Source organism: Flavobacterium sp. MMS24-S5 (assembly GCF_050320125.1).
Taxonomy (GTDB): domain Bacteria; phylum Bacteroidota; class Bacteroidia; order Flavobacteriales; family Flavobacteriaceae; genus Flavobacterium; species Flavobacterium tyrosinilyticum.
The window spans coordinates 4,307,846-4,330,262 of sequence record NZ_CP190016.1 but is presented as its reverse complement, the minus strand read 5'-3'; the positions used below and the strand labels follow the sequence as shown (position 1 = coordinate 4,330,262).

Here is a 22,417-nt window from a genome sequence, read left to right as displayed (position 1 = left end):
TAATTAAATCCTAAAAACGATAGAAAAGGTTTCCTATTTATTAATTATCTTTACCGCCTTAAAAAGGAATACATATACTAATAGTAGTTTTAATGATAAACAACGAAGAATTTTTAGACGAAATAGGAGATAATCACTTTAGCAGTAATGCAAAAAATCCTCTAAGAGAAGATGCTTTTGATATAACTGACGAAGAAAAAATAGAAAAAATTAAAAAAGATGTTGAAAGCATTCTGCAAACTCTTGGAATGGATTTGACAGATGACAGCATCAAAGGAACTCCAAACCGAGTTGCAAAAATGTTTGTAAAGGAAATTTTTGGTGGTCTTAACCCAGCAAAACAGCCAAAAGCTTCTACTTTTGACAACAACTATAAATATGGCGAAATGCTTGTAGAAAAAAACATTACAGTTTATTCTACTTGCGAACACCATTTACTGCCAATTATTGGACGTGCTCACGTGGCTTATATCTCAAGCGGACGTGTGATTGGTTTATCAAAAATGAATCGTATCGTTGAGTATTATGCTAAAAGACCTCAAGTACAGGAGCGTCTTACAATGCAGATTGTTCAAGAATTACAAAAAGCTTTAGGAACAGAAGATGTTGCTTGCGTTATCGATGCAAAACACCTTTGTGTAAACTCTCGCGGTATTAAAGATATCGAAAGTAGCACTGTTACTTCTGAGTTCGGCGGAAAATTCAAAGATCCTCAAACGAAAAGAGAATTCTTAGACTATATTAAACTAGACACTCAGTTCTAAATATTTGGGTTAATCGTTTATTTGTTTAATCGTTAAACTTAATTTTCGGTTAAACAATTAAACAAACTAAACAATTAAACAAAAAAAAATGTACATTTTTTCTTTTGAGAAGCTTGAAGTGTGGCAAAATGCAAGAATGTTAATTTTGGATATTTATAAATTAACTAGTAAATTTCCGTCAAATGAATTATTCGGAATAACATCTCAAATAAAAAGAAGTGCATCTTCGATTGCAACAAATATTGCTGAAGGAACTTCAAGAAATACAAGCAAGGACAAAGCTCATTTTTTGACGATATCGTATTCATCTGCAATGGAAACTTTAAATCATTTAATTATCTCTAAAGATTTAAATTATGTTTCAGAGTTAGAATATACGACATCAAGGGAAAAAATTGAAAAAATTTGCAATCAAATAAATAATCTAAAAAAATATTATCTTTCACAAGACTAATCCGTTCAGTACGATTAAACAAATAAACGATTAAACGGTTAAACATAAATTTTATGCCATTATATACAACGCAACCGCTCAAAATATACAATTCGCTTTCTGGCGAAAAAGAAGATTTCAAACCCATCCATGATGGAAATGTTGGAATGTATGTTTGTGGACCATACCGTATATAGTAATGTCCATTTAGGAAACGTGAGAACTTTTATGTCTTTTGATGTAATTTTTAGATATTTTCTTCATTTGGATTATAAAGTTCGTTATGTTCGAAATATTACCGATGTTGGACATATCGTAGATGATGTGGATGAAGGTGAAGATAAAATTGCTAAAAAGGCACGTTTAGAGCAATTGGAACCAATGGAAGTTGTACAGCGCTATACTGTAGATTTTCATAACATTCTAAAAGCGTTCAACTTTTTACCGCCAAGCATTGAACCTACAGCGACAGGTCATATTATTGAGCAAATCGAAATTATTAAAAAAATCATAGATAAAGGCATTGGTTATGTTGCCAATGGATCTGTATATTTTGATGTTGTAAAATACAACGAAACCAATAATTACGGTATCTTAAGCGGTAGAAATATCGACGATATGTTGGCAAATACGCGTGATCTTGACGGACAATCTGACAAGAGAAACCCACAAGATTTTGCGTTGTGGAAAAAAGCTGAGCCAGAACATATCATGAGATGGCCTTCTCCTTGGAGCGATGGTTTCCCTGGATGGCATTTGGAATGTACTGCAATGAGCACCAAATATCTTGGCAATCATTTTGACATTCACGGAGGTGGAATGGATTTAAAATTCCCACACCACGAATGTGAAATCGCTCAAAACGAAGCTTGCACTGGTCAGGCTCCAGTAAATTATTGGATGCACGCCAACATGCTTACCTTAAACGGAAAGAAAATGGCAAAATCGACTGGAAACAATATTCTTCCAGGCGAAATTCTTAGCGGAGACAACAACATCTTAAGCAAGCCATTTTCTGCTTCAGTGACGCGTTTTTTCATGCTTCAAGCACACTATAGAAGTATTTTAGATTTTTCTGATGACGCAATTGTGGCTGCCGAAAAAGGATATAAAAGATTAATGGAAGCACTTGATGCTTTACCAAACATTACTGCAGGAAGTTCTAGTTCAATAGATTTCGGCGCATGGAAACAACTTTGCTACGATGCAATGAATGATGATTTCAATACGCCAATTTTAATTGCGCAATTATTTGAAGCTGTTCGTTATATCAATCTATTAAAAGATGGCAAAGAAACGATTTCTAGCGAAGATTTAATTGATTTCAAAACAGCGGTAAACGCTTTCGTATATGACGTTTTAGGACTTAACGATGACAAAGCGGCTGATGCTGATAGCGATAAATTGGAAGGTGTAGTAAATATGCTTATTGGCATGAGAAATCAAGCTAGAGCAGATAAAAACTTTGCACTTTCTGACCAGATTCGCGATCAATTAATTGCTTTAGGTATTCAGCTTAAAGACGGAAAAGAAGGAACTACTTTTAGTATACAATAAAAAAAGTGGTCAGTGTTCACTATTTTAGTGTTCAGATTCAAACTTTGAACTGACTGTACACTAAAAACTGAACACTGACCACTATAAACTAACTTATACAAAAAAAATATGTTTTCAAAAATTCTAATATATCCATTTGTATTGTTAGTCCGTTTTTATCAGACGGCCATTTCACCATTTACACCCGCATCCTGCAGATTTGAGCCAACTTGTTCGACTTATATGATTCAGGCACTACAAATTCACGGATTGTTTTATGGCGGATATTTAGGCATTAAACGTATCTTGAGTTGTCATCCTTGGGGAAGAACCGGTTACGATCCTGTACCAGAAAAGAAATGCAACCACAAACATTAACTTTTTAGAAAGCGGTACTTTACATTAAATATTTATTTTTACAGCTATATAAAAACATTTATACATGACACACGCCTTAAATTTAGTTTGGAATCCTTCTGAGGGAATCAACTTAGGATTTTTTATGATTCGCTATTACAGCTTAATGTTTGTAATTGCTTTTGGATTAGGATGGTTCTTAATGAAAAAGATTTTCGAAAGAGAAAATGAATCAATTGAAAAACTAGATTCTTTGTTTGTTTGGACAGTTCTAGCAACCTTGATTGGAGCACGTTTAGGTCATGTTTTCTTTTATGATTGGGAATATTTCAGAAATCATTTACTTGAAATTTTCCTCCCATTTAAATTCGAGCCTGAGTTTCAATTTACAGGCTTCCAAGGATTAGCTAGTCACGGAGCTGCAATTGCAATAATTATTGCAATGTACTATTACAGCAAAAAAATACTAAAACGCTCTTTATTATGGATATTAGACCGCGTAGTAATTCCTGTTGCAAGCGGAGCTATTTTTGTGCGTTTAGGAAATTTCTTTAACTCTGAAATTATTGGTCATGAAACTAATTCTGCATTCGGAATTCGATTTCTTCACGATACATTCAGTAAAGCCGAAGCAGTACAGAAAACGGGAATTGCAGACCCTAAAGACGCTTATACTGCAATTGCCACAAATCCAAAGTTTGCAACATTATTAGCAGAAGTCCCTTCAAGACACCCAACTCAATTATATGAAGCTTTCTGTTATGTATTTGTATTCGCTATTTTATTCTTTTTATACTGGAGAACAAATGCAAGACTTAAATCTGGTCTTTTATTCGGATTATTTTTAGTGTTATTATTTGCTGTTCGTTTCGTTGTAGAATTTGTAAAAGAAAGCCAAGGAGGTTTTGAAAGCGAATTAGGCTTATTTTCAACAGGTCAATGGCTAAGCATACCATTTATCATTATTGGACTTTTCTTTATCATAAGAGCTCAGAGAAATCCTTTAGCTGAAGCATAAAATCAATTACTCTTAAATAAAGAAGCCCAATATCTTACATATTGGGCTTTTTCTTTTTATAATTGATACGATATACCAAATTCAATATTCTTTGTATTATAGCCCGCATTACTGCTTCCTAATCCAGCATTAGAAACATGCCTTATACTTGGACGAACATCAAACTGAAATTTATTACAACTTGCAGTGAAACCGACCGCTAAAACATCGGCAAAAGCAAAACCTTTAGAAATTCGCTCTGTTTCTGTATCTGTAATCATAGGACCAATACTGCCTAAAACATAAAAAGAACAAACTTCACCTACAGGTTTACGAGTCAAAAAACCACAATTAACCACATATTCGCGAACATCTTTTAAACGCGTATATTCATCTCTTTTTTGCTGATAATTTGGTGTTTCAGGCTTTACAAAATAGAAATTCAATAATTGATGCTCAGCAAAATTAATCTCAGGCTGAACTAAAATCTGATACTGAAAATGCTTTGCTTCTTTTATCTTGTAATACAGCTGGACTTTATAAAAGTGATTTGTAAACGTGTAGTTTCTATTACTAAATTCACTTCCAAAACCATAATTAAAACCTAAAGAAAAATTTGAATCATCTTGCTGGGCAGTGCTTTTTACAGCCATAAGAAACAATAAAACTAAAAGTAATTTTCTTGTCATAAATCTTTTTAAAATTCCATTTAAATATAGCACAAAAAAAAGATCCAACTTTCGCTGGATCTTTTTTTATATAATTAAAACAGTAATTATGCTTTATTATGTTTGTCTTCGATTGTGTGTTTCTCATCACTAGAAATCGTATCAACCAATACAGGAGTAGCGATAAATAATGAAGAGTAAGTACCAACGATAATACCGATTAACATTGCGAAGATAAATCCTCTAATAGACTCTCCACCAAAGATAAACATCGTTAATAATACGATAATCATCATTAATGAAGTATTCAATGTTCTTGATAATGTAGTATTAATAGAAGCGTTTACGATATCTTCAAAACTTCCTTTACGGTTTCCGATGATAAACTCTCTCACCCTGTCAAATACAATTACCGTATCGTTCATAGAGTAACCAATTACAGTCAAGATCGCAGCGATAAAGTGCTGATCCATTTCCATGTGGAATGGCATGAATTTGTAGCATAAAGAGTAAATTCCTAATACAAAGATTACGTCGTGCGCAACAGCTGCAATTGCACCTAATGAATATTGCCATTTACGGAAAGATACCATTAAGTATAAGAAAATAACTGCCATTGCTCCAAGAACTGCCCAGTATGAGTTCGTTTTAATATCCTCAGAGATAGAAGCCCCAACTTTAGACGCTTGTAATACACCCACTTTTTTACCGTCGAAAGAGTTAATGAATTTCTCGTAAGAAGTATTCGGGAAATATTTCTGTAGAGAAGCATATAATTTTTGATTCACTTCTTCATCAATAGCCACACCATCTTCTTTAATTTTATATTTAGTAGTGATTTTCAATTGATCATCATCTCCTAAAATTTTAGCTTCAACTGGAGTACCGAAAGCAGCAGATAATTCATCTGAAACAGCAGTTGCATCAACTGGTTTTTCAAATTTAACTTGGAAAGTTCTACCTCCAACAAAATCAACACCTTCATCTAAACCATTAATAAAGAAAATAGAAGTTAAACTTACTACTGTTACAATAGAAGAGAAGATATAAGTGAATTTCTTAACTTTAATGAAATCAAAGTGGAAATTAGTAAACCAGTTTTTAGTAATATTTGTAGAGAAAGTTAAATCCCCTTTACCTGCAATGTTTCTATCAATAAAGATTCTAGCAATAAAGATTGATGTAAACAATGAAGTTACGATACCAATTAATAATGTTAACGCAAAACCTTTAATAGGGCCTGTTCCAAAAATAAACAAGATAGCTCCAGTTAAAACGTGAGTAACGTTAGCATCGATAATAGAACGCATTGCACCATGCCATCCGTAAGAAGCTGCAACTGCTTCAGAAAGCGATTTACCTTCACGCAATTCCTCTTTCGCTCTTTCGTAGATAATAATGTTCGCATCTACCGCTGTACCTAATGTAAGCACGATACCTGCAATACCTGGCAATGTTAATACAAAACCAAAACTTGCCATAATTCCGAATAAGAATAGTAAGTTCAATAATAAGGCAAGATTTGCATACCAACCTGCTTTACCATAATAGAATACCATCCAAACACAAACTAATAAGAAACCTAATACAGAAGAGATTGTACCTGCATCAATAGCTGCTTGTCCTAAAGATCGGACCAACAACAGTTGACTGGATAATATCTGCAGAAGCTGGTAATTTACCCGCATTTAATACGTTTGCTAAATCTTTAGTTTCAGCTACATCAAATGAACCTGTAATCTCAGATCTTCCTCCAGCAATAGGACCGCTTGTTACACCTGGAGCAGAATATACGATATCATCTAATACAATAGCAATGTAGCTTTTTTGAGCAAATGCTCTTCCTGTTAACTCTTCCCAAACTTTAGCACCTTGACTGTTCATCTGCATAGAAACTGCAGGTTTACCCATTTGGTCAAAAGTATCTTTTGCATCAGTTACAACACCACCACTCATAGCTGGGTTATTGTCTCTGTTTCCTTTTAAAGCATATAATTCAACAACTTCGATATCAGCTGCACTTTTTACATCTTTAGCTTTAGGATCTTTTATAGTTGTTGGCTTGCTCCATACAAATTTTGCATAGTGTTGGTCAGCACCCAATAAAACTCTAATTTCTGGTCTTTTAAAATATTCATTGATAGCAGCAGTATCTTTAGGAGCAAAATATCCTAAAACTGGTCCACCACCATTACCAATAATTTTATCAAATAAAGGATTGTTTCCTTTTTTAACGTCTGAAGAATCTTTAGCATCTGTTAATAATGCATTCAAAGAATCTTTAACAACTGTTTTAGTTTCAGTCTTTTTAACTTCAGTTTTCTTTAAAGCCTCGTTAGCAGAAACTAAGAAATTACCAATTTCTTCAATTTTATAAGTTTCCCAGAACTCTAATTGAGCTTTTCCACCTAATAATTTTTTAATTCTATCCACATCCTTAGCACCTGGAAGCTCTACTAAGATTCTTCCTGTTTCTCCTAATTTCTGGATGTTTGGCTGTGTAACACCAAATTTGTCGATACGCTCTCTTAATACTTTAAAAGCACTTTCTACAGACTCATCAACTTTTCTTTTGATAACTTTTTGAACTTGCGCATCAGACATTTGAAAGTCTACTCCACCTTCTCCTTGAAGACTTCTGTTAGCGAAAATATCTGGAGATGCCAATTTTACAGTTCCTTTTGAATTTGCTTCAAAAGCTTCAAAAAACTTATTTAAATACGTTTTGTTTCCTTCTAAATTTGCAGATGCATCAGCTAATGATTTATTAAAAACTGGATTTTTAGAATTATTAGCCAAACCTTTTAATACATCTTTAATAGAAATTTGAAGAATCACGTTGATTCCCCCTTCTAAGTCAAGACCTTTATTAAGCTGTTTGTTTTTCACTTCGTTGTAAGTGAAATCAGTAAAACCAAGGTTTAATACTTTTTCTTTACCAATAGAATCTAAATATTTCAGCTCTTTATCAGGATTATCTCCTGCAAAAGCTTTAGCTTCACTTTTGACACCATTTGCCACAAAAGTGAATGATAGTTGGTAAATACTTACCAATGCAAATAGAATTGCGAAAAATTTAATAAGTCCTTTATTCTGCATTATTACTAAAAATTAATTATGTTTTATTTTTGTTTTTGTTTTAAACTCCCATAAAATAAGCCCTGACATGATTTTTTAAAACAAAAAAACGAGATCACGAATTACCAATTTTTTTTTAAACCGAGCAAATATATAATTAACGAAAATATTAACCAATTTATTTATTAATTAATCTCAAAAAAAAAGCTGCAAAAGTGCAGCTTTTCTTTTTTGCCGTTTTTATTATACTAAAATCGTTTTTAGGGCATCATTCATACTACGAACTGCATCTGCACTTTTCGCAAATAAAGCCTTTTCTTGATCGTTTAAGTTTATATCTAGAATTTCTTCGACACCGTTTTTACCAATTATACACGGTACTCCTATGCATATATCATTTTGACCATATTCTCCTTCTACAAAAACAGAACATGCAATCATTTTTTTCTGATCATTTAAAATACTGTCTACTAAATAAGCTACAGAAGCTCCTGGTGCGTACCACGCAGACGTTCCTAAAAGACCTGTAAGCGTTGCTCCTCCAACCATAGTATCTGCAGCAACTTTTTGCAATACTTCTTCTGAAAGAAACTCCGATACCGGAATTCCGTTATAAGATGCTAAACGAGTCAACGGAATCATAGTTGTATCTCCATGACCTCCAATTACCATTGCCGAAATATCATTTGCTGGCTTATCTAGAGCCAAGGAAAGATATGTTCTAAAACGAGAACTATCTAAAGCACCTCCCATACCTATAATTCTATTTTTTGGAAGACCTGTAGCTTTTAAAGCCAAATACGTCATAGTGTCCATTGGGTTGGAAACTACAACAATTATAGTGTTTGGAGAATACTTGAGTACATTTTCGGCAACTGTTTTTACAATGCCTGCATTTATACCTATCAATTCTTCTCTTGTCATTCCTGGTTTTCTCGGAATTCCTGATGTAATTACTACTACATCGCTTCCTGCAGTTTTAGAATAATCGTTGGTAACGCCAGATACTTTAGTATTAAAACCAGTATTTGTCGCACATTGTGTAATATCCAATGCTTTACCTTCGGCAAAACCTTCTTTAATATCCAACAATACTACTTCGCTAGCAATTCCTCTATAAGAAATAACATCTGCACATGTAGCTCCAACATTTCCTGCTCCTACAATGGTAACTTTCATATTTTTTACTTTATCGGTTATTAATTTTGTCTATTCTTTAAAAAGACAATTCGTTTAATTGTCTAGTAAATTTAAACAATTAAACGAATTGGAATTATTAAATTTTCATTTTATGCATCAATATTTGCATAAACTGCATTTTTCTCGATAAATTCTCTACGAGGCGGTACTTCATCACCCATTAACATAGAGAAAACTTGATCAGCTTCGGCAAGACTATCAATGTTTACTTGACGTAAAGTTCTGAAATTCGGATCCATTGTAGTTTCCCATAATTGCTCCGCGTTCATCTCTCCAAGACCTTTATAACGCTGAATATTGGCACTTCCCCCCATTCTTTCGTTAGCCTGATCACGCTGAACATCATTCCATGCGTATTCTTTCTTATTTCCTTTCTTAACTAAATATAAAGGCGGTGCTGCAATGTAAACGTGACCTTCTTCAATAAGCTCTTTCATGAAACGGAAGAAGAATGTTAATATTAAGGTAGAAATGTGGCTACCATCGACATCGGCATCACACATGATTATTACCTTGTGATATCTAAGTTTTTCAAGATTTAATGCTTTACTATCTTCTGCAGTTCCTACTGTAACTCCTAATGCAGTAAAGATATTTCTAATCTCTTCGTTTTCGAATACTTTATGATGCATCGCTTTTTCAACGTTCAAGATTTTACCACGTAATGGCAGAATCGCTTGAAAGTTACGATCACGTCCTTGTTTTGCTGTTCCACCAGCCGAATCTCCCTCGACAAGGTAAACCTCACATCTTGCTGGATCTTGTTCCGAACAGTCAGATAATTTTCCTGGCAATCCGCCACCGCCCATAACGGTTTTACGCTGTACCATTTCACGCGCTTTTTTCGCTGCGTGACGTGCTTGAGCTGCTAAGATTACTTTTTGGATAATCAATTTTGCATCATTTGGATTTTCTTCCAAATAATTCTCCAACATTTCTCCAACCGCTTGAGAAACCGGAGAAACAACCTCTCTATTTCCAAGCTTAGTTTTCGTCTGTCCTTCAAACTGAGGCTCAGATACTTTTACCGAAATAATAGCCGTTAATCCTTCACGGAAGTCATCTCCAGCAATTTCGAATTTTAATTTATCTAATAAACCAGAAGCATCTGCATATTTTTTAAGCGTTCTAGTCAAACCACTTCTAAAACCTTGTAAATGCGTTCCTCCCTCGTGCGTATTGATATTATTTACATAAGAGAAAATATTCTCTGTATAACTTGTATTGTAAATTAAGGCAACCTCAACAGGAATTTCGCCTTTATCATTATCCATACTGATAACATGAGAAACAATTGGCTCACGGTTACCATCTAAATAACGAATATATTCTTTAAGCCCTTCATCAGAATGGAATACTTCACTTTTAAATTCGCCTTTTTCATCAACTTCTCTCTTGTCTGTAAAAGTAATTGTGATTCCTTTATTTAAGAAAGAAAGCTCACGCATACGAGCTGAAAGCGTATCGTATGAAAACTCGGTAGTTTGAGTAAAGATGGTATCATCTGGATAAAAAGTCTGGCGCGTACCTCTTTTATCTGTTTCTCCGATTTGTTTTACTGGATATAAAGATTTTCCTCTTTCGTATTCTTGCTCATAAATCTTACCTTCTCTAAATACAGTAGATTTCATGTGAACAGAAAGGGCATTTACAACCGAAACCCCAACCCCGTGTAAACCTCCAGAAACTTTATATGAATCTTTGTCGAATTTACCTCCGGCTCCAATTTTTGTCATTACAACCTCAAGAGCAGAAACTCCTTCTTTTTTATGCAAATCTACTGGAATACCACGTCCGTTATCTTCAACTGTAACAGAACCATCTTCGTTTATTGAGACACTAATAGTATCACAATGCCCTCCCATGGCCTCATCAATAGAGTTATCAACAACCTCATAAACTAAATGATGCAGTCCTCGAACTCCTACATCTCCAATATACATTGATGGACGCATTCTTACGTGCTCCATTCCTTCTAATGCCTGAATACTATCTGCTGAATAATTGTTCTTCTTGATTTCTTCGCTCATATAATTTATTCTAAAATGTATTTATTGTCTAACACGCAAATATATGAAATCGCAAGCTATATACCCATTAAAATACGAGTTAAAGCACTTAAGTTATTAACACAATTGTCTGAAAAACCAAAAAATAAACCCAAAAATGAGTTTAAATTCAAAATTTTTGAAAATCCTATAATTTTAAATATCAAATTCCAATTTTGAAAATCCAAATTCCAAATCTCGAACTCCAAATCTCAACCTGAAATACCGAATCAAATTTTGAAAACCTGCCTAATATATTAAATTTAAAAAACCGAAATGACATTAAAATGCATTTCGGTTTTCTTATATCAGTTCCAACTTGGAATTTATTTTTTTTTTGAATTCTCCCTCTTGGTTTTGGAATTTGGAATTTAAAAAAATTGAAATTTCACTTTTTAAGCAATAACACTCGTTTTCACTGGTTCAAAATTACCATTTAAATGGGCAGCATTTGCTCTTCCACTTGGATCAAGGTTTTCTTGCCATTTTGGAATCCATTTACGCACAGTTTGTGCCGCGCTGACCTGTGGATAGAATTTATGAAAAATTGATCTGTACAAGTACGCTTCTTTAGTCGTTGGCGAGTTATATGGAAATTCTGCACTTGCTCCAAATAATTGCTCATCTGTAACCTGCGACGCACAATACTCAATTAATTCATCAACCCAATTGTAGCCCACTCCGTCAGAAAACTGTTCTTTTTGTCTCCACAAAACTTCCGAAGGCAAATAAGGATCTTCTGGAGTATCAAACGCTTTTCTTAAAATATATTTTTCAACGCCATCATATGATTTAGGCTGTTTTTCTTCTGTTTTAATTCGAATAGCAACATCTAAAAATTCTGTATCCAAAAATGGAATTCGAACTTCTAAACCATTTGCCATTGTCGTTTTATCTGCGCGAAGTAAATCGGCTGTAAACAGCTTCTGAACTCTTTCTATTGTTTCATCTTGAAATTCTTCTTCTGAAGGCGCATTTCTAAAGTACAAATGTCCTCCAAAAACCTCATCTGCCCCTTCTCCTGATAAGATTACTTTTATGCCCTGATCAGCAATGGCTTTAGAAAGCAGATACATTGGAACACCCGAACGTACAGAAATAATATCATACGTTTCAATATGATAAATTACTTTTTCTAAAACTTTAACTCCTTCTTCTACAGAAAAATGTATTTCGTGATGTTCTGTCCCTAAAAATTCCGCAGCCTTTCTAGCCGAAATATTATCTGGCGCATCAGCATCTAACCCAATAGAAAACGAGTGCAATTTCTGTCCTTTTTCTTTTAATAATCTTGAAGTAATAGCCGAAATCAAAGAAGTATCCAAGCCTCCTGACAGCACAACTCCTAGAGGAACTTCTGCCAATAAGCGCTTGCGTGTTGCCTGAATAAGACTTTCACGAATCAACCCTAAATCTAATGCCTGATTTGCATTTTTATGATCTTCGTATTCTGGATGATAATATTTTACAAAACCTGTTTTTGCCGTGTAATAATGCCCTGGAGGAAAAGTAGAAAACGATTTGCACTGATCTGCAATAGCTTTCATTTCTGATGAAAAATAGATTCGTCCTCTTTCATCTAAACCATAATACAAAGGTTTTACCCCTATTGGATCACGACCTGCAATATATTTATCGCCGTCCACAACCACAAAAGCAAAATCTCCGTCTAGTTTATTACAGAAATCATATCCAAATTCCTCATAAAGATGTACAATCACTTCTGAATCTGATTCTGTTCTAAAAGTATGATGTTGCAAAACTGTATTTTTCAGTTCCTGATAATTATAAATTTCGCCATCATGTACCATCCAAGCTTTATCAGTTCCTTGAATTGGCTGCCTACCCGAATTAAGATCGATAATCGATAAACTCTCATGACAAAGTATACTGCCATTTTCCATAATGCGAACATCACTTTCATCAGGACCACGATGCAACATTCTTTCAGAAAGTTCTTTTACAAGTTTCGGGTCTTTTCCTTTACCAATTACGGCCAACAATCCAGACATAATATTCTATTTTTTTATTTTATTTTTCATTATTGCTCAGCCGTGAAGCGAACATTAAAAAATCATTAAAATTTTCGACTGAAAGCAAAACTAAATATTAATTTTCGCTTTCCATTATTAAATTCGTTAAAATATCAAGTGTTTAACAATAATACTGCAGACACCAAATATATCAAAAGAAAATCAATTAATAGCTTGCTTGTTTGCAGTCAATGAGAAATTTAAGACAGTAAATTACTTTAGACAAGAAAAACGCTCTCGACAGAGAACGTTTTTCCTAAAAAATATATACTAATTCTAAAAATTAAACTCGTATTATGCTTTAACGTAGGCATCATCGTGAACGCTTGAAACCGCTCTTCCAGATGGATCGTTCATGTTTTTGAAAGCTTCATCCCATTCCAAAGCAATTTTGGTACTACAAGCCACACTTGCTTCCTGAGGCACACATAATGCCGCAGCATCACTTGGGAAATGTTCTGTAAAAATAGAACGATAGTAATATTCTTCTTTTGAAGTTGGAGTTTGCAACGGAAATTTAAATCTAGCATTTGCTAATTGCTCATCCGAAACTTCTCTTGCCACTACTTCTTTCAAAGTATCAATCCAGCTGTATCCTACTCCATCAGAAAATTGCTCTTTTTGTCTCCAAGCCACACTTTCTGGAAGCATGTCTTCAAAAGCTTTACGAACAACCCATTTTTCCATCGGATGTTCTTTGTTGATCATTTTATCTTGTGGGTTGATGCGCATGGCAACATCCATAAATTCTTTATCTAAGAAAGGTACACGTCCTTCGATTCCCCAAGCCGCTAAACTTTTGTTGGCACGCAAACAATCGTACATATGAAGTTTTCCTAATTTACGAACGTTTTCTTCGTGAAATTCTCTAGCATTTGGTGCTTTGTGGAAATATAAATATCCTCCAAATAACTCATCTGCCCCTTCACCTGAAAGAACCATTTTGATTCCCATCGATTTGATCACTCTTGCCATTAACCACATTGGAGTTGAAGCTCTAACGGTAGTTACATCATATGTTTCTAAGTTGTAAATTACATCACGAACTGCATCTAAACCTTCTTGAATAGTGAATTTAATTTCGTGGTGAATAGTCCCAATATGATCTGCCACTTTTCTCGCTGCAGCTAAATCTGGCGAACCTTCTAAACCAACTGAGAAAGAGTGCAATTGTGGATACCAAGCATCTGTAGTATCATCTGACTCAATTCTTTTTTGAGCAAATTTCTTAGCTACAGCGGAAGTAATAGAAGAATCCAAACCTCCAGAAAGTAAAACTCCGTAAGGAACGTCACTCATTAATTGTCTGTGAACCGCAGCTTCCAATGCTTTTCTAATTTCTGGAATGCTAGTTTCGTTGTCTTTTACTGCATCATATTCTGTCCAGTCTCTTTTGTACCATTGTACAAATTCTCCGTCTTTACTTGATAAATAATGTCCTGGAGGGAATAATTCGATTTTTGTACAATATCCTTCAAGAGCTTTTAACTCAGAGGCAACATAAAAAGTTCCGTGTTGATCCCATCCAATATACAATGGAATAATTCCCATGTGGTCACGAGCTACAAAATACTCATCTTTATCAACATCATAAATTGCAAAACCAAAGATTCCGTTTAGTTCATCTACAAAGCTTACTCCTTTTTCTTTATATAAAGCTAAAATAACCTCACAGTCACTTTCTGTTTGAAAGTTATATTTTCCTTCAAATTGTTTACGCAAATCTCTGTGGTTGTAAATCTCACCATTTGCAGCTAAAACTAGTTTTTTGTCTTCTGTAAATAAAGGCTGTTTTCCTGAAGCTGGATCTACAATTGCCAAACGCTCGTGAGAAAGAATCGCCTTATCATTGCTGTAAATTCCGCTCCAATCTGGTCCGCGGTGACGAATGATTTTTGACATTTCTAATACTTGAGGTCTTAACGCTTCGGCTTTTTGTTTAAGATCAAAGGCACATACAATTCCACACATAATTTTATATTTTAATTCTTTAAATTTTAATTTGATAGGGCAAAGATGGAATATTAGTTACAATTGAAAAACACAAACATTGATTTCAATTACATTCTATAACCATAATTTCATTTTTACATATAAAATGTAAAATTTAAAAGTAAAAATAAGCTCAAAACTTGAAAATTTTAATTTTGACTAGAAAACCGTTTGAAAATTGAAAGTTTAAACCCGTTTTTTGAATTAATTTTTGAGTTATTCTACTACAGATGAAAGATTCGTAAAGAAGACAGTAAAAGTTGTTTTGGAATTATAATTTACACAATATAATTGTATCTCCCAAAAAATATTAGCGACAATTAAACGCACTGTTTGTCATTTCGAGGAACGAGACCCGAGCGATAGCGAATAGGCAAAGCAAATCTCCGCGAGAAGCTCTACAAAGATTGGCGATTTACGTTGCGGAGTTACTTGTGGAGATTTCTCGTTCCTCGAAATGACAAACTGTGTGGAGTTACTTTATATCTAATCTTTAGAGAACTTTGTCAAAGTTTGAAACTTTGACAAAGTTGCCCGTAGTCAACTTTAGATTACTCAACGCTTTGAATAGTATAATGCGTCTTATTTATTTCAAACTGAAATCCTACTTTATTTCCCATTAAATGATTTCCTAAAGGAGATTGCGGAGAAAGCGCAATCACATTAATTCCGTCAATTGTTATTTTAGGAAGCGCAACACTCACATACAAATAGATTCCGTTTGCTTTTACCAAACTTCCTAAAACTATATTTTCAGTAGTTTTAAACGGGTCTATTTTGTCTAAAATTGCTTTTTGTTCAATTGCTTCTTTTAGTTTAGTAGTCAATTTTTCCTGTTCGATATGCATCATTGATAAGGCCGTTTCGTGTTTGTCTCCGGCTGAACCTTTGGCATCGTTTTTTGAATCTTCTGTCAGATTTGAAATCATGTCTCTAAAAACATCAATTCGGTCCTGAACCATCTGAGTGTAATGGGAATATATTTTTTCTTTGAAAGTCATTTTTTTTGAGGTACTGAGGTTCTGAGCTGCAAAGATGCGAAGGTTTTTCCTTTATTAAAAAAAACAGCCACGAATTCACGAATCTACTCCAAAAAATTCATGAGTTCATGGCTGAAAAAAAAAGGCACATTCATGTAAAATGTTTTTGTGCCTAGGTATCTTTATGGCAAAGATCTCTTAAAAATCAAATTTATAATTTGCACCTCCTAAAATCTGGAATCCTTGTACAGGATAATTCAGCCATTTTTGGTACGCTTGATTTCCAATATTGTTCGCTTTTAAGAAAAACGTTAAACGCTCGCTGAATTTATATCCAACGTGAGCATTGGCATCAAAATAACTTTTTAAAGTAATTGGTGTAGTATCAATTCCTAAAGAAGTATTTGTCTGCATATCTTTTCTTTCACCCACGTAAAACACATTCAATCCTGCATACCACTGCTTAGTAATAGTAACGTCTAAAGTTGAACTTAATTTCATTGTTGGCAAATTCCATGCTTCAACAACATTATCAGTATTATAACTATTAAAAGTTCCGTTAATTCCGAAAGTTACATTTTGCGAGAAATCAGCTTTTAATTCTGCATAAAAACGTAACGTTCTAATGTCTTCATAAACCACTCCAAAAGAGTTTCCAAAAGCATAATCTTCATTCGTAATCACTTCTGTATAATCATTAGCTTTAAATAATGCTTTGTCTTTTTCATTTAAGTACGAACCTGTCAAATTATAGTTTACATTGTTTGCCAATTTCCCTTTTAGACCAGCAAAAACATTATATTGCGTACTTGACGGACGCATATTTAAGGTCGGTGATAGAAACGGATTTTCGGTTACAAAATCGGCGTAAGAATTCTGCTTTAAAGCTCCATCTACCCCTGTGTAAAAAATCATTAAATCTCCAACCAGTTTGTACGAGGCGTTTACCTTTGGATAGAAATAAAATTTATTACCACTATTTTCTGTATCTCCACTGTAGAAAACTCCTGCTCCTAATTCTAAAGTCCAATCGTTTTCATGAATCACAAAACTTGGCTCGATTCCTACATTCGTAAAACCATATTTTACATCTTCTGTATTGTTTTGCAAATAACTATTCTTAAAAGAACCGCTTACGTGATCTACAATTACATTGGTTTTAATTTCCTGATCCATTACATCAACTGTAAAAGTTGGCTTTACAAAAAATCTGTTTTCTGATGAAGAATAACTGTCTGAAAAGTGCGTGAATTTTGCAGCAAGATTACTAAAAATGCTTTCTGTAAATTCGGCATTTCCGCCCAACCAAATCGTATTATAAGAATGATCCGGATTGATGCTGTTTACTAAATCATAGCGCTGATCTGGAATTGTAGAACCAAAGTCAGCTGGAAGTCCGTACCAATTGTAAATCTGGTTTTGATATCCTAAATCTACATTCCAGTTGTTATCTCTATTATTCTGGCCATAACCTACATTAATTGCCGTATCGTAAAATTCATCATTCAATTCTACATCTTTGATGCCTCCTTGAGAAGAATGATGACGAAACATTCCTGCTACATAATCATTATTTCCTAAATCATGATTTACAAATAATTCTGCATTTAAAGTGCTGTAATTTCCAACACCCAAAGTTGCGTAGTTATTAAACAATCTTTCTTTTTTAGCTTTCTCAACCCCTTCTGCTTTTCCTTTTGAAGGAGTAAAAGTCGATGCTACAGGAACAGACAAAATACTGTATTTAATAACTTCTTTCGGCTGATTGCCGCTATCGTCAAGCGAAGGCGTTTCTTTTACTTTAAAAGCATCTGAAATAGTTGGCGAATACGGCTTTACAACGTTTACAGTTTCCGTTCCTATACTTTCATTTTTCTTCTGCGCAAACGAAAATTGACCTACAAACAATACGAGTAAAACGATAATTTTATACTGGCAATTTAATTTCATATTTCTTCTTTTTAAGAGTATAGAGAAAAGAGTATAGAAAGTAGACTGACGCCATTTCTTAATTCTTATGCTAAAAACTCTTTGTTCTCTTTCTATATTCTAAAATCTTTTTTCTTTGTTCTATTTTCTATATTCTCACTTAAGCTTCCCAATCACCTTTAGCCACAAACTGAGCTTTACCTCCTATTCTAATATCAAACAAATCTCCGCTTAGTTTTCCGTTAAAATAAATTTCAGATGGACGGCCTATGTAATCTCCCTGATGATTTGTCAATTCAAATTCAGGTTTATGATATTTTAGCAAAAAAGCTTGCAAACAAGTACTGGCACTTCCTGTCGCAGCATCTTCTACCAATTGATTATGCTCAACACACAACATTCGGCTAAACAGTTTTTCTCCTTCTAAATAATAAAAGTATAAACCTCTATGATCTGTTTTGCAGTGCTGTTTCATCCATTCATCAGCTTTATCTTTATCCAGAACCAAATTTTCAAGAGCTCTTTTACTGCTTAATCCAACCATAACAAAAGCGCTTCCGGTTGTAACTTCTTGAATTGGAAATTGATTTTCGAAATCACTCACTTGCAGATTACTGAAAAAGGTAAAATCTATTTTAGAAAAAGTATCCCAAAACTTTGGCTGCGCCGCTTTTAACCAGATCAAATCATCTGATTTAGAAATTGCAATTGGCCCAATCGGAACTTCCAGTTTAATTTCATTAGGCGAATTATCAAAAATCTTATTCATCAGAACCCAAGAGGTACCAATGATTGGATGTCCTGCAAACTGCATTTCATGAGCAGGAGTAAAAATTCTAATCTCTGCTTTATTATTTTCTCTATCTAGTTTGGTTACAAATGTGCTTTCCGCAAAATTAATCTCGCGAGCCATCTGCTGCATTTGTGCTGTACTTAAATTTTCTGCATCCATAAAAACCGCCAACTGATTTCCAGCATATTTTTTATCAGCAAAAACATCAACTATGTAAAAAGGTAAACTCATTGTTTTATTTTTTTAGAGAATAGAATAAAGAAAATAGAGAATAGATTTTCTTCTCTTTGCTTTAAATCTTTTTTCTATTTTCTTTATTCTATACTCTTGTATTCTTATTTATTAATCGACGAATTTGTTTTTGATTCTTCCGATTTAATTGCTGCTAATTCTTTTTTAGCTTCTTCAACAACATCTGGATAATCTGTAAAATTGTTGATTACATTATCTAAAATATATGTTGCTTGATAACTATCTTTTAATCCGTAGAAATTTTTCGCCATTAAAACCAAACCTTTTGCTCCGTAATATTTATAGGCAGAATAGCTTTTTGCTAATTTTTGAACAGCAACATTAGAAGCGTCATATTTTCCTTCTTTTGTTTTGAAATACGCATCATAATACAAAGCTTCTGCAGCCAATTCTCCTTTTGATGAAGCTGAAAGTTTAGCGTAAGCTGTTTTAGCTTTATCTTCATTTCCTGTCTGCATTGCTGCACGCGCTACAATAATCTGAGCATCTGCTTTTACGCCTGCGTCTGATTTCGGATTTTCTAATACTTTCTCAGCTGCAACTACAGAGTGGTCATAATCTTTTTTGTCGTAGTAACACTTCATCAAGTTCGCTTGAGCAAAAGTTTTATTCTGAGGATAATCCGCTTCGCTTTCTAATCTTGTTAGAACTGGAATCGCCTTATCGCAATCTTTTGCTTTCAAATAAATCTGAGCCAATCTGTTTAAAGCTTGTTCTGTAAACTCGTTTCTAGGCTGATCAATTACAAACTGATAATTTGCAATAGATTTTGTTTCAGAACCTTCTGCATAAGTAAGCTGTCCTAAATAGAAATTAGCTTCCAATGCATGCAATCCGTTTGGAAATTTAGAAACATAACCTGCAAAACCGGTAATAGCTTGCTTAGAATTGTTTTGACCGTATTGTTTAAAAGCCGCATCGTAAGTATCGTTATCCAATTCTGCATCTGTAACCGCTACGAAATCCAATGTACGAACCCAAGTCGCATATTCATCAACTTTTCCAGAATCTACATAAATTAATCTTGCTGTTGCAACCGCTTCTAAAGCTTCTGGCGTTTTTGGGAATTCTGCAGCTACTTTTTTAAATTTCGTCAAAGCCAATTGATCGCGATCTGAATTGTAATAAATCAAGCCTTGTTTTAAAATTGCTTTTGAAGTGAATGATCCATCTTTAAATTCAGAGATCAATTGATCATACGTTTTTATTGCCTGATCGTTTTTCTTTTCTGCAACATAGGTATTTCCTAACTCAAATAAAGCATCATCACGGTAAGATGACTTTTTGTACATCTGAAGGAAATTATTCAACTCCTCTATTTTCTTCGCATTATTTGACATAAATCCGTAAGAAAGCGCTTTTTGGAATTGAGCATAATCTGCGTCTACGCCTTTTGCTGCGATTGCTTTTGCATAAGCTTCATTTGCCGCGCTATATTTTGAAGTTACAAAACGACAATCTCCCAAACGCAAATAAGAATCGTTTAAACGAACTTTATCTGATGGAGAATTATCAATTTGAGCTTGAAAAGAATTTGCAGCCTGATCGTATTCTTTCAATTTAAAATACGTGTAACCAATATTATAATTGATATTTTTATATTCGTCTGTAGATTTTGCCGCAGCCATTCCTGCAAACTGTTTGTAAGTCAGAAGAGCATTTTGCATATCATCATTCAAATATTCTGTTTCTGCTTTCCAGAAAGTGGCACGTGCTGTAAATTCAGGTGTTTTTTGCTCGTTGATCGCGCTTTTGAACATTTTACCCGCTTCTTGATAATTAGATTCATTGTACAATTCTAGTCCGCGGTAAAAAAGCACTTTTTGGTAAGCCGCTTTGTTTTCTGCAGTTCTATTTTTTTCTAATAAAGCCAAAGCTTCTTTGTAGTTTTTAGAAGAAATATAAGAATCAACCAAAAGTTTTTCTACTTCTGCACGGCTTGAGTTATTTGGATATTTTTTAAGGAAATCCAACAAAATACCTGGAACAGCTTGATAAGCATTTCCAATATCATAACTCAATTTAGCGTAATTTAAAGCTGCGTCTTCTTGAATTTGAGCATTAAAATCCATTTCAGAAGCATTCTTAAAAGCGTTTAAAGCTTCTTGCTTTTTGCCTGTATTTAAATAGCTTAAACCTAAATGATAATAGGCATTCTGAGCCACAAAGTCTTTTCCTTCAATAATTTTGTTGAACTGAGAAATCGCTTTTTCATACTCTTTCTGTTCATAATACGCATAACCTAATTGGTAGAAATCGGTATTGTTCCATTTTCCTTTTTTACCTGCATATTGCTCTAAGTACGGAATTGCTTTTCCGTATTGCTTCAAGTTGAAATAACTTTCTCCAATAATTTTATTCAGTTCTGATTTTTCAATGTCGTTCGATTTGTTCATGGCTACCAATCCTAAATCAATCGCTTTTTGGAAATTTCCTAACTTGAAATTCATATCCGCTTGATAATACGAAAGCTTTTCTTTGTACTTTTCTTCACCCGAAACCTCATCAAAATACTTCGTTGCTTCTTTGTAATCGTCACCCTCATAAGCCATAAATCCTAAATAATATTTGGCTTGAGAACCATATTCTTTAGAATTTACCACTTTATTAAAATAGTTAGTTGCTTCTTTTTTCTTTTTAGCATTAAAATAGCTGTAACCTTTCATGAAGTTAAACTTATCCGATTCTGTTTTACTCATGTAGCTTTCGTCTACTTTATCAAACCATTGCAAAGCTTTTGGATAATTTCCTTGTTCGAAGAAAAATTGCGCGGCATCGATATAAGCCTGATTTTGTTTGGTGCTTGTTGGATAATCATTCACAAATTGTTCTACTAGAGCATCGGCATTTGCTTTATTGGTTCTTATGGCAGAATTTGCAATATAGTAAGCACAGTCAGACTGCACTTCTTCATTAGTAGTATTATTTTTTACTTTTTCAAAAATCAATTGTGCCGAGGCATATTGTTTGTCGTTATATAAAGCCAGTGCTTTGTCAAAATCCTTTAACTCATACGTATAAATCGCCGATTTTTGTGCCGAAGCCATAGTCGAAGCAAGGAAAATTTGGAATAAAAAGAACCTGGAAAGTTTACGCATTTTAATAATATTTAGTATTCAAATGTATCATTTTATAAGGGTTATAACGAAACGTTTTGAGGTTTTATTATGAACAAATTATGAAACTGTTACTATTTTACGCTCTGTAAAACTTCAAATTATTGGTTCTCAAACTTTCTTAAACAAATAATTTTAAACCATATAAGCTCTCTTAAGTTATTATAAGCAGGAACCATTATAGAGATGCTGTTAAAATGCACTTCTATAGCAATTTTATTCAGAATTCAGCGAAATTTAT

At 33.8% G+C, this 22,417-nt stretch carries 13 protein-coding genes and 2 pseudogenes; 5 read left to right on the top strand and 10 right to left on the bottom strand.

Going from position 1 to position 22,417, the window contains the following annotated elements:
• Positions 1-92: 92 nt before the first annotated feature.
• The 5 genes and pseudogenes from folE to lgt all read left to right on the top strand — a co-directional run bounded on the left by folE (position 93) and on the right by lgt (position 4,108).
• The gene (gene folE / locus ACPWTF_RS19900; protein WP_095929803.1) at positions 93-764 is read left to right on the top strand and encodes a GTP cyclohydrolase I FolE; all 672 of its coding nucleotides are present in this window, start codon (positions 93-95) and stop codon (positions 762-764) included.
• Between the two features lie 88 nt (positions 765-852).
• Positions 853-1,218, top strand: a complete 366-nt coding sequence (locus ACPWTF_RS19895) for a four helix bundle protein (RefSeq protein ID WP_320493978.1) — start codon at positions 853-855, stop codon at positions 1,216-1,218.
• A gap of 53 nt (positions 1,219-1,271) precedes the next feature.
• Positions 1,272-2,754 (top strand): annotated as a pseudogene (gene cysS / locus ACPWTF_RS19890) (cysteine--tRNA ligase).
• A gap of 108 nt (positions 2,755-2,862) precedes the next feature.
• A complete protein-coding gene (gene yidD, locus ACPWTF_RS19885) occupies positions 2,863-3,111 on the top strand; it encodes a membrane protein insertion efficiency factor YidD (RefSeq protein ID WP_095929800.1) in 249 nt (82 codons plus the stop codon).
• A gap of 64 nt (positions 3,112-3,175) precedes the next feature.
• Positions 3,176-4,108 carry a prolipoprotein diacylglyceryl transferase gene (lgt, locus tag ACPWTF_RS19880; protein ID WP_427872649.1) on the top strand — a complete coding sequence of 311 codons (933 nt, stop codon included), beginning with the start codon at positions 3,176-3,178 and terminating at the stop codon, positions 4,106-4,108.
• Positions 4,109-4,164: 56 nt separating this feature from the next.
• Here lgt and ACPWTF_RS19875 read toward each other — a convergent pair whose 3' ends face one another.
• The 10 genes and pseudogenes from ACPWTF_RS19875 to ACPWTF_RS19830 all read right to left on the bottom strand — a co-directional run bounded on the left by ACPWTF_RS19875 (position 4,165) and on the right by ACPWTF_RS19830 (position 22,158).
• Positions 4,165-4,776 carry an acyloxyacyl hydrolase gene (locus ACPWTF_RS19875; protein ID WP_427872648.1) on the bottom strand — a complete coding sequence of 204 codons (612 nt, stop codon included), beginning with the start codon at positions 4,774-4,776 and terminating at the stop codon, positions 4,165-4,167.
• 86 nt (positions 4,777-4,862) lie between these two features.
• Positions 4,863-7,854, bottom strand: a pseudogene (gene secDF, locus ACPWTF_RS19870) (protein translocase subunit SecDF).
• Positions 7,855-8,076: 222 nt separating this feature from the next.
• Positions 8,077-9,012, bottom strand: coding sequence for a malate dehydrogenase (mdh, locus tag ACPWTF_RS19865; protein ID WP_250835262.1), 936 nt, complete (start codon positions 9,010-9,012; stop codon positions 8,077-8,079).
• Between the two features lie 110 nt (positions 9,013-9,122).
• A complete protein-coding gene (gyrB, locus tag ACPWTF_RS19860) occupies positions 9,123-11,063 on the bottom strand; it encodes a DNA topoisomerase (ATP-hydrolyzing) subunit B (protein ID WP_427872647.1) in 1,941 nt (646 codons plus the stop codon).
• Between the two features lie 413 nt (positions 11,064-11,476).
• Positions 11,477-13,093, bottom strand: a complete 1,617-nt coding sequence (gene asnB, locus ACPWTF_RS19855; protein ID WP_427872646.1) for an asparagine synthase B — start codon at positions 13,091-13,093, stop codon at positions 11,477-11,479.
• A 315-nt stretch (positions 13,094-13,408) separates the two neighbouring features.
• Positions 13,409-15,085: an asparagine synthase B gene (asnB, locus tag ACPWTF_RS19850; RefSeq protein ID WP_095931434.1), complete on the bottom strand. Its 1,677-nt coding sequence runs from the start codon at positions 15,083-15,085 to the stop codon at positions 13,409-13,411.
• 572 nt (positions 15,086-15,657) lie between these two features.
• The gene (locus ACPWTF_RS19845; protein WP_427872645.1) at positions 15,658-16,107 is read right to left on the bottom strand and encodes a hypothetical protein; all 450 of its coding nucleotides are present in this window, start codon (positions 16,105-16,107) and stop codon (positions 15,658-15,660) included.
• A 177-nt stretch (positions 16,108-16,284) separates the two neighbouring features.
• Positions 16,285-18,036 carry a TonB-dependent receptor gene (locus ACPWTF_RS19840; protein ID WP_427872644.1) on the bottom strand — a complete coding sequence of 584 codons (1,752 nt, stop codon included), beginning with the start codon at positions 18,034-18,036 and terminating at the stop codon, positions 16,285-16,287.
• Between the two features lie 139 nt (positions 18,037-18,175).
• Complete coding sequence (locus tag ACPWTF_RS19835; RefSeq protein ID WP_427872643.1) at positions 18,176-19,039, bottom strand: PhzF family phenazine biosynthesis protein; 864 nt, start codon at positions 19,037-19,039, stop codon at positions 18,176-18,178.
• 104 nt (positions 19,040-19,143) lie between these two features.
• Positions 19,144-22,158, bottom strand: coding sequence for a tetratricopeptide repeat protein (locus ACPWTF_RS19830; protein WP_427872642.1), 3,015 nt, complete (start codon positions 22,156-22,158; stop codon positions 19,144-19,146).
• Between the last annotated feature and the right edge of the window lie 259 nt (positions 22,159-22,417).

Excerpts from the sequence above, each read along its gene's own strand:
- asnB (WP_427872646.1), bottom strand. The coding sequence starts at position 13,093 with ATGTCTGGATTGTTGGCCGTAATTGGTAAAGGAAAAGACCCGAAACTT.
- ACPWTF_RS19875 (WP_427872648.1), bottom strand. The coding sequence starts at position 4,776 with ATGACAAGAAAATTACTTTTAGTTTTATTGTTTCTTATGGCTGTAAAA.
- folE (WP_095929803.1), top strand. The coding sequence starts at position 93 with ATGATAAACAACGAAGAATTTTTAGACGAAATAGGAGATAATCACTTT.
- ACPWTF_RS19840 (WP_427872644.1), bottom strand. The coding sequence starts at position 18,036 with ATGAAATTAAATTGCCAGTATAAAATTATCGTTTTACTCGTATTGTTT.
- ACPWTF_RS19835 (WP_427872643.1), bottom strand. The coding sequence starts at position 19,039 with ATGAGTTTACCTTTTTACATAGTTGATGTTTTTGCTGATAAAAAATAT.
- ACPWTF_RS19895 (WP_320493978.1), top strand. The coding sequence starts at position 853 with ATGTACATTTTTTCTTTTGAGAAGCTTGAAGTGTGGCAAAATGCAAGA.
- lgt (WP_427872649.1), top strand. The coding sequence starts at position 3,176 with ATGACACACGCCTTAAATTTAGTTTGGAATCCTTCTGAGGGAATCAAC.
- ACPWTF_RS19830 (WP_427872642.1), bottom strand. The coding sequence starts at position 22,158 with ATGCGTAAACTTTCCAGGTTCTTTTTATTCCAAATTTTCCTTGCTTCG.
- mdh (WP_250835262.1), bottom strand. The coding sequence starts at position 9,012 with ATGAAAGTTACCATTGTAGGAGCAGGAAATGTTGGAGCTACATGTGCA.
- asnB (WP_095931434.1), bottom strand. The coding sequence starts at position 15,085 with ATGTGTGGAATTGTATGTGCCTTTGATCTTAAACAAAAAGCCGAAGCG.
- gyrB (WP_427872647.1), bottom strand. The coding sequence starts at position 11,063 with ATGAGCGAAGAAATCAAGAAGAACAATTATTCAGCAGATAGTATTCAG.
- ACPWTF_RS19845 (WP_427872645.1), bottom strand. The coding sequence starts at position 16,107 with ATGACTTTCAAAGAAAAAATATATTCCCATTACACTCAGATGGTTCAG.
- yidD (WP_095929800.1), top strand. The coding sequence starts at position 2,863 with ATGTTTTCAAAAATTCTAATATATCCATTTGTATTGTTAGTCCGTTTT.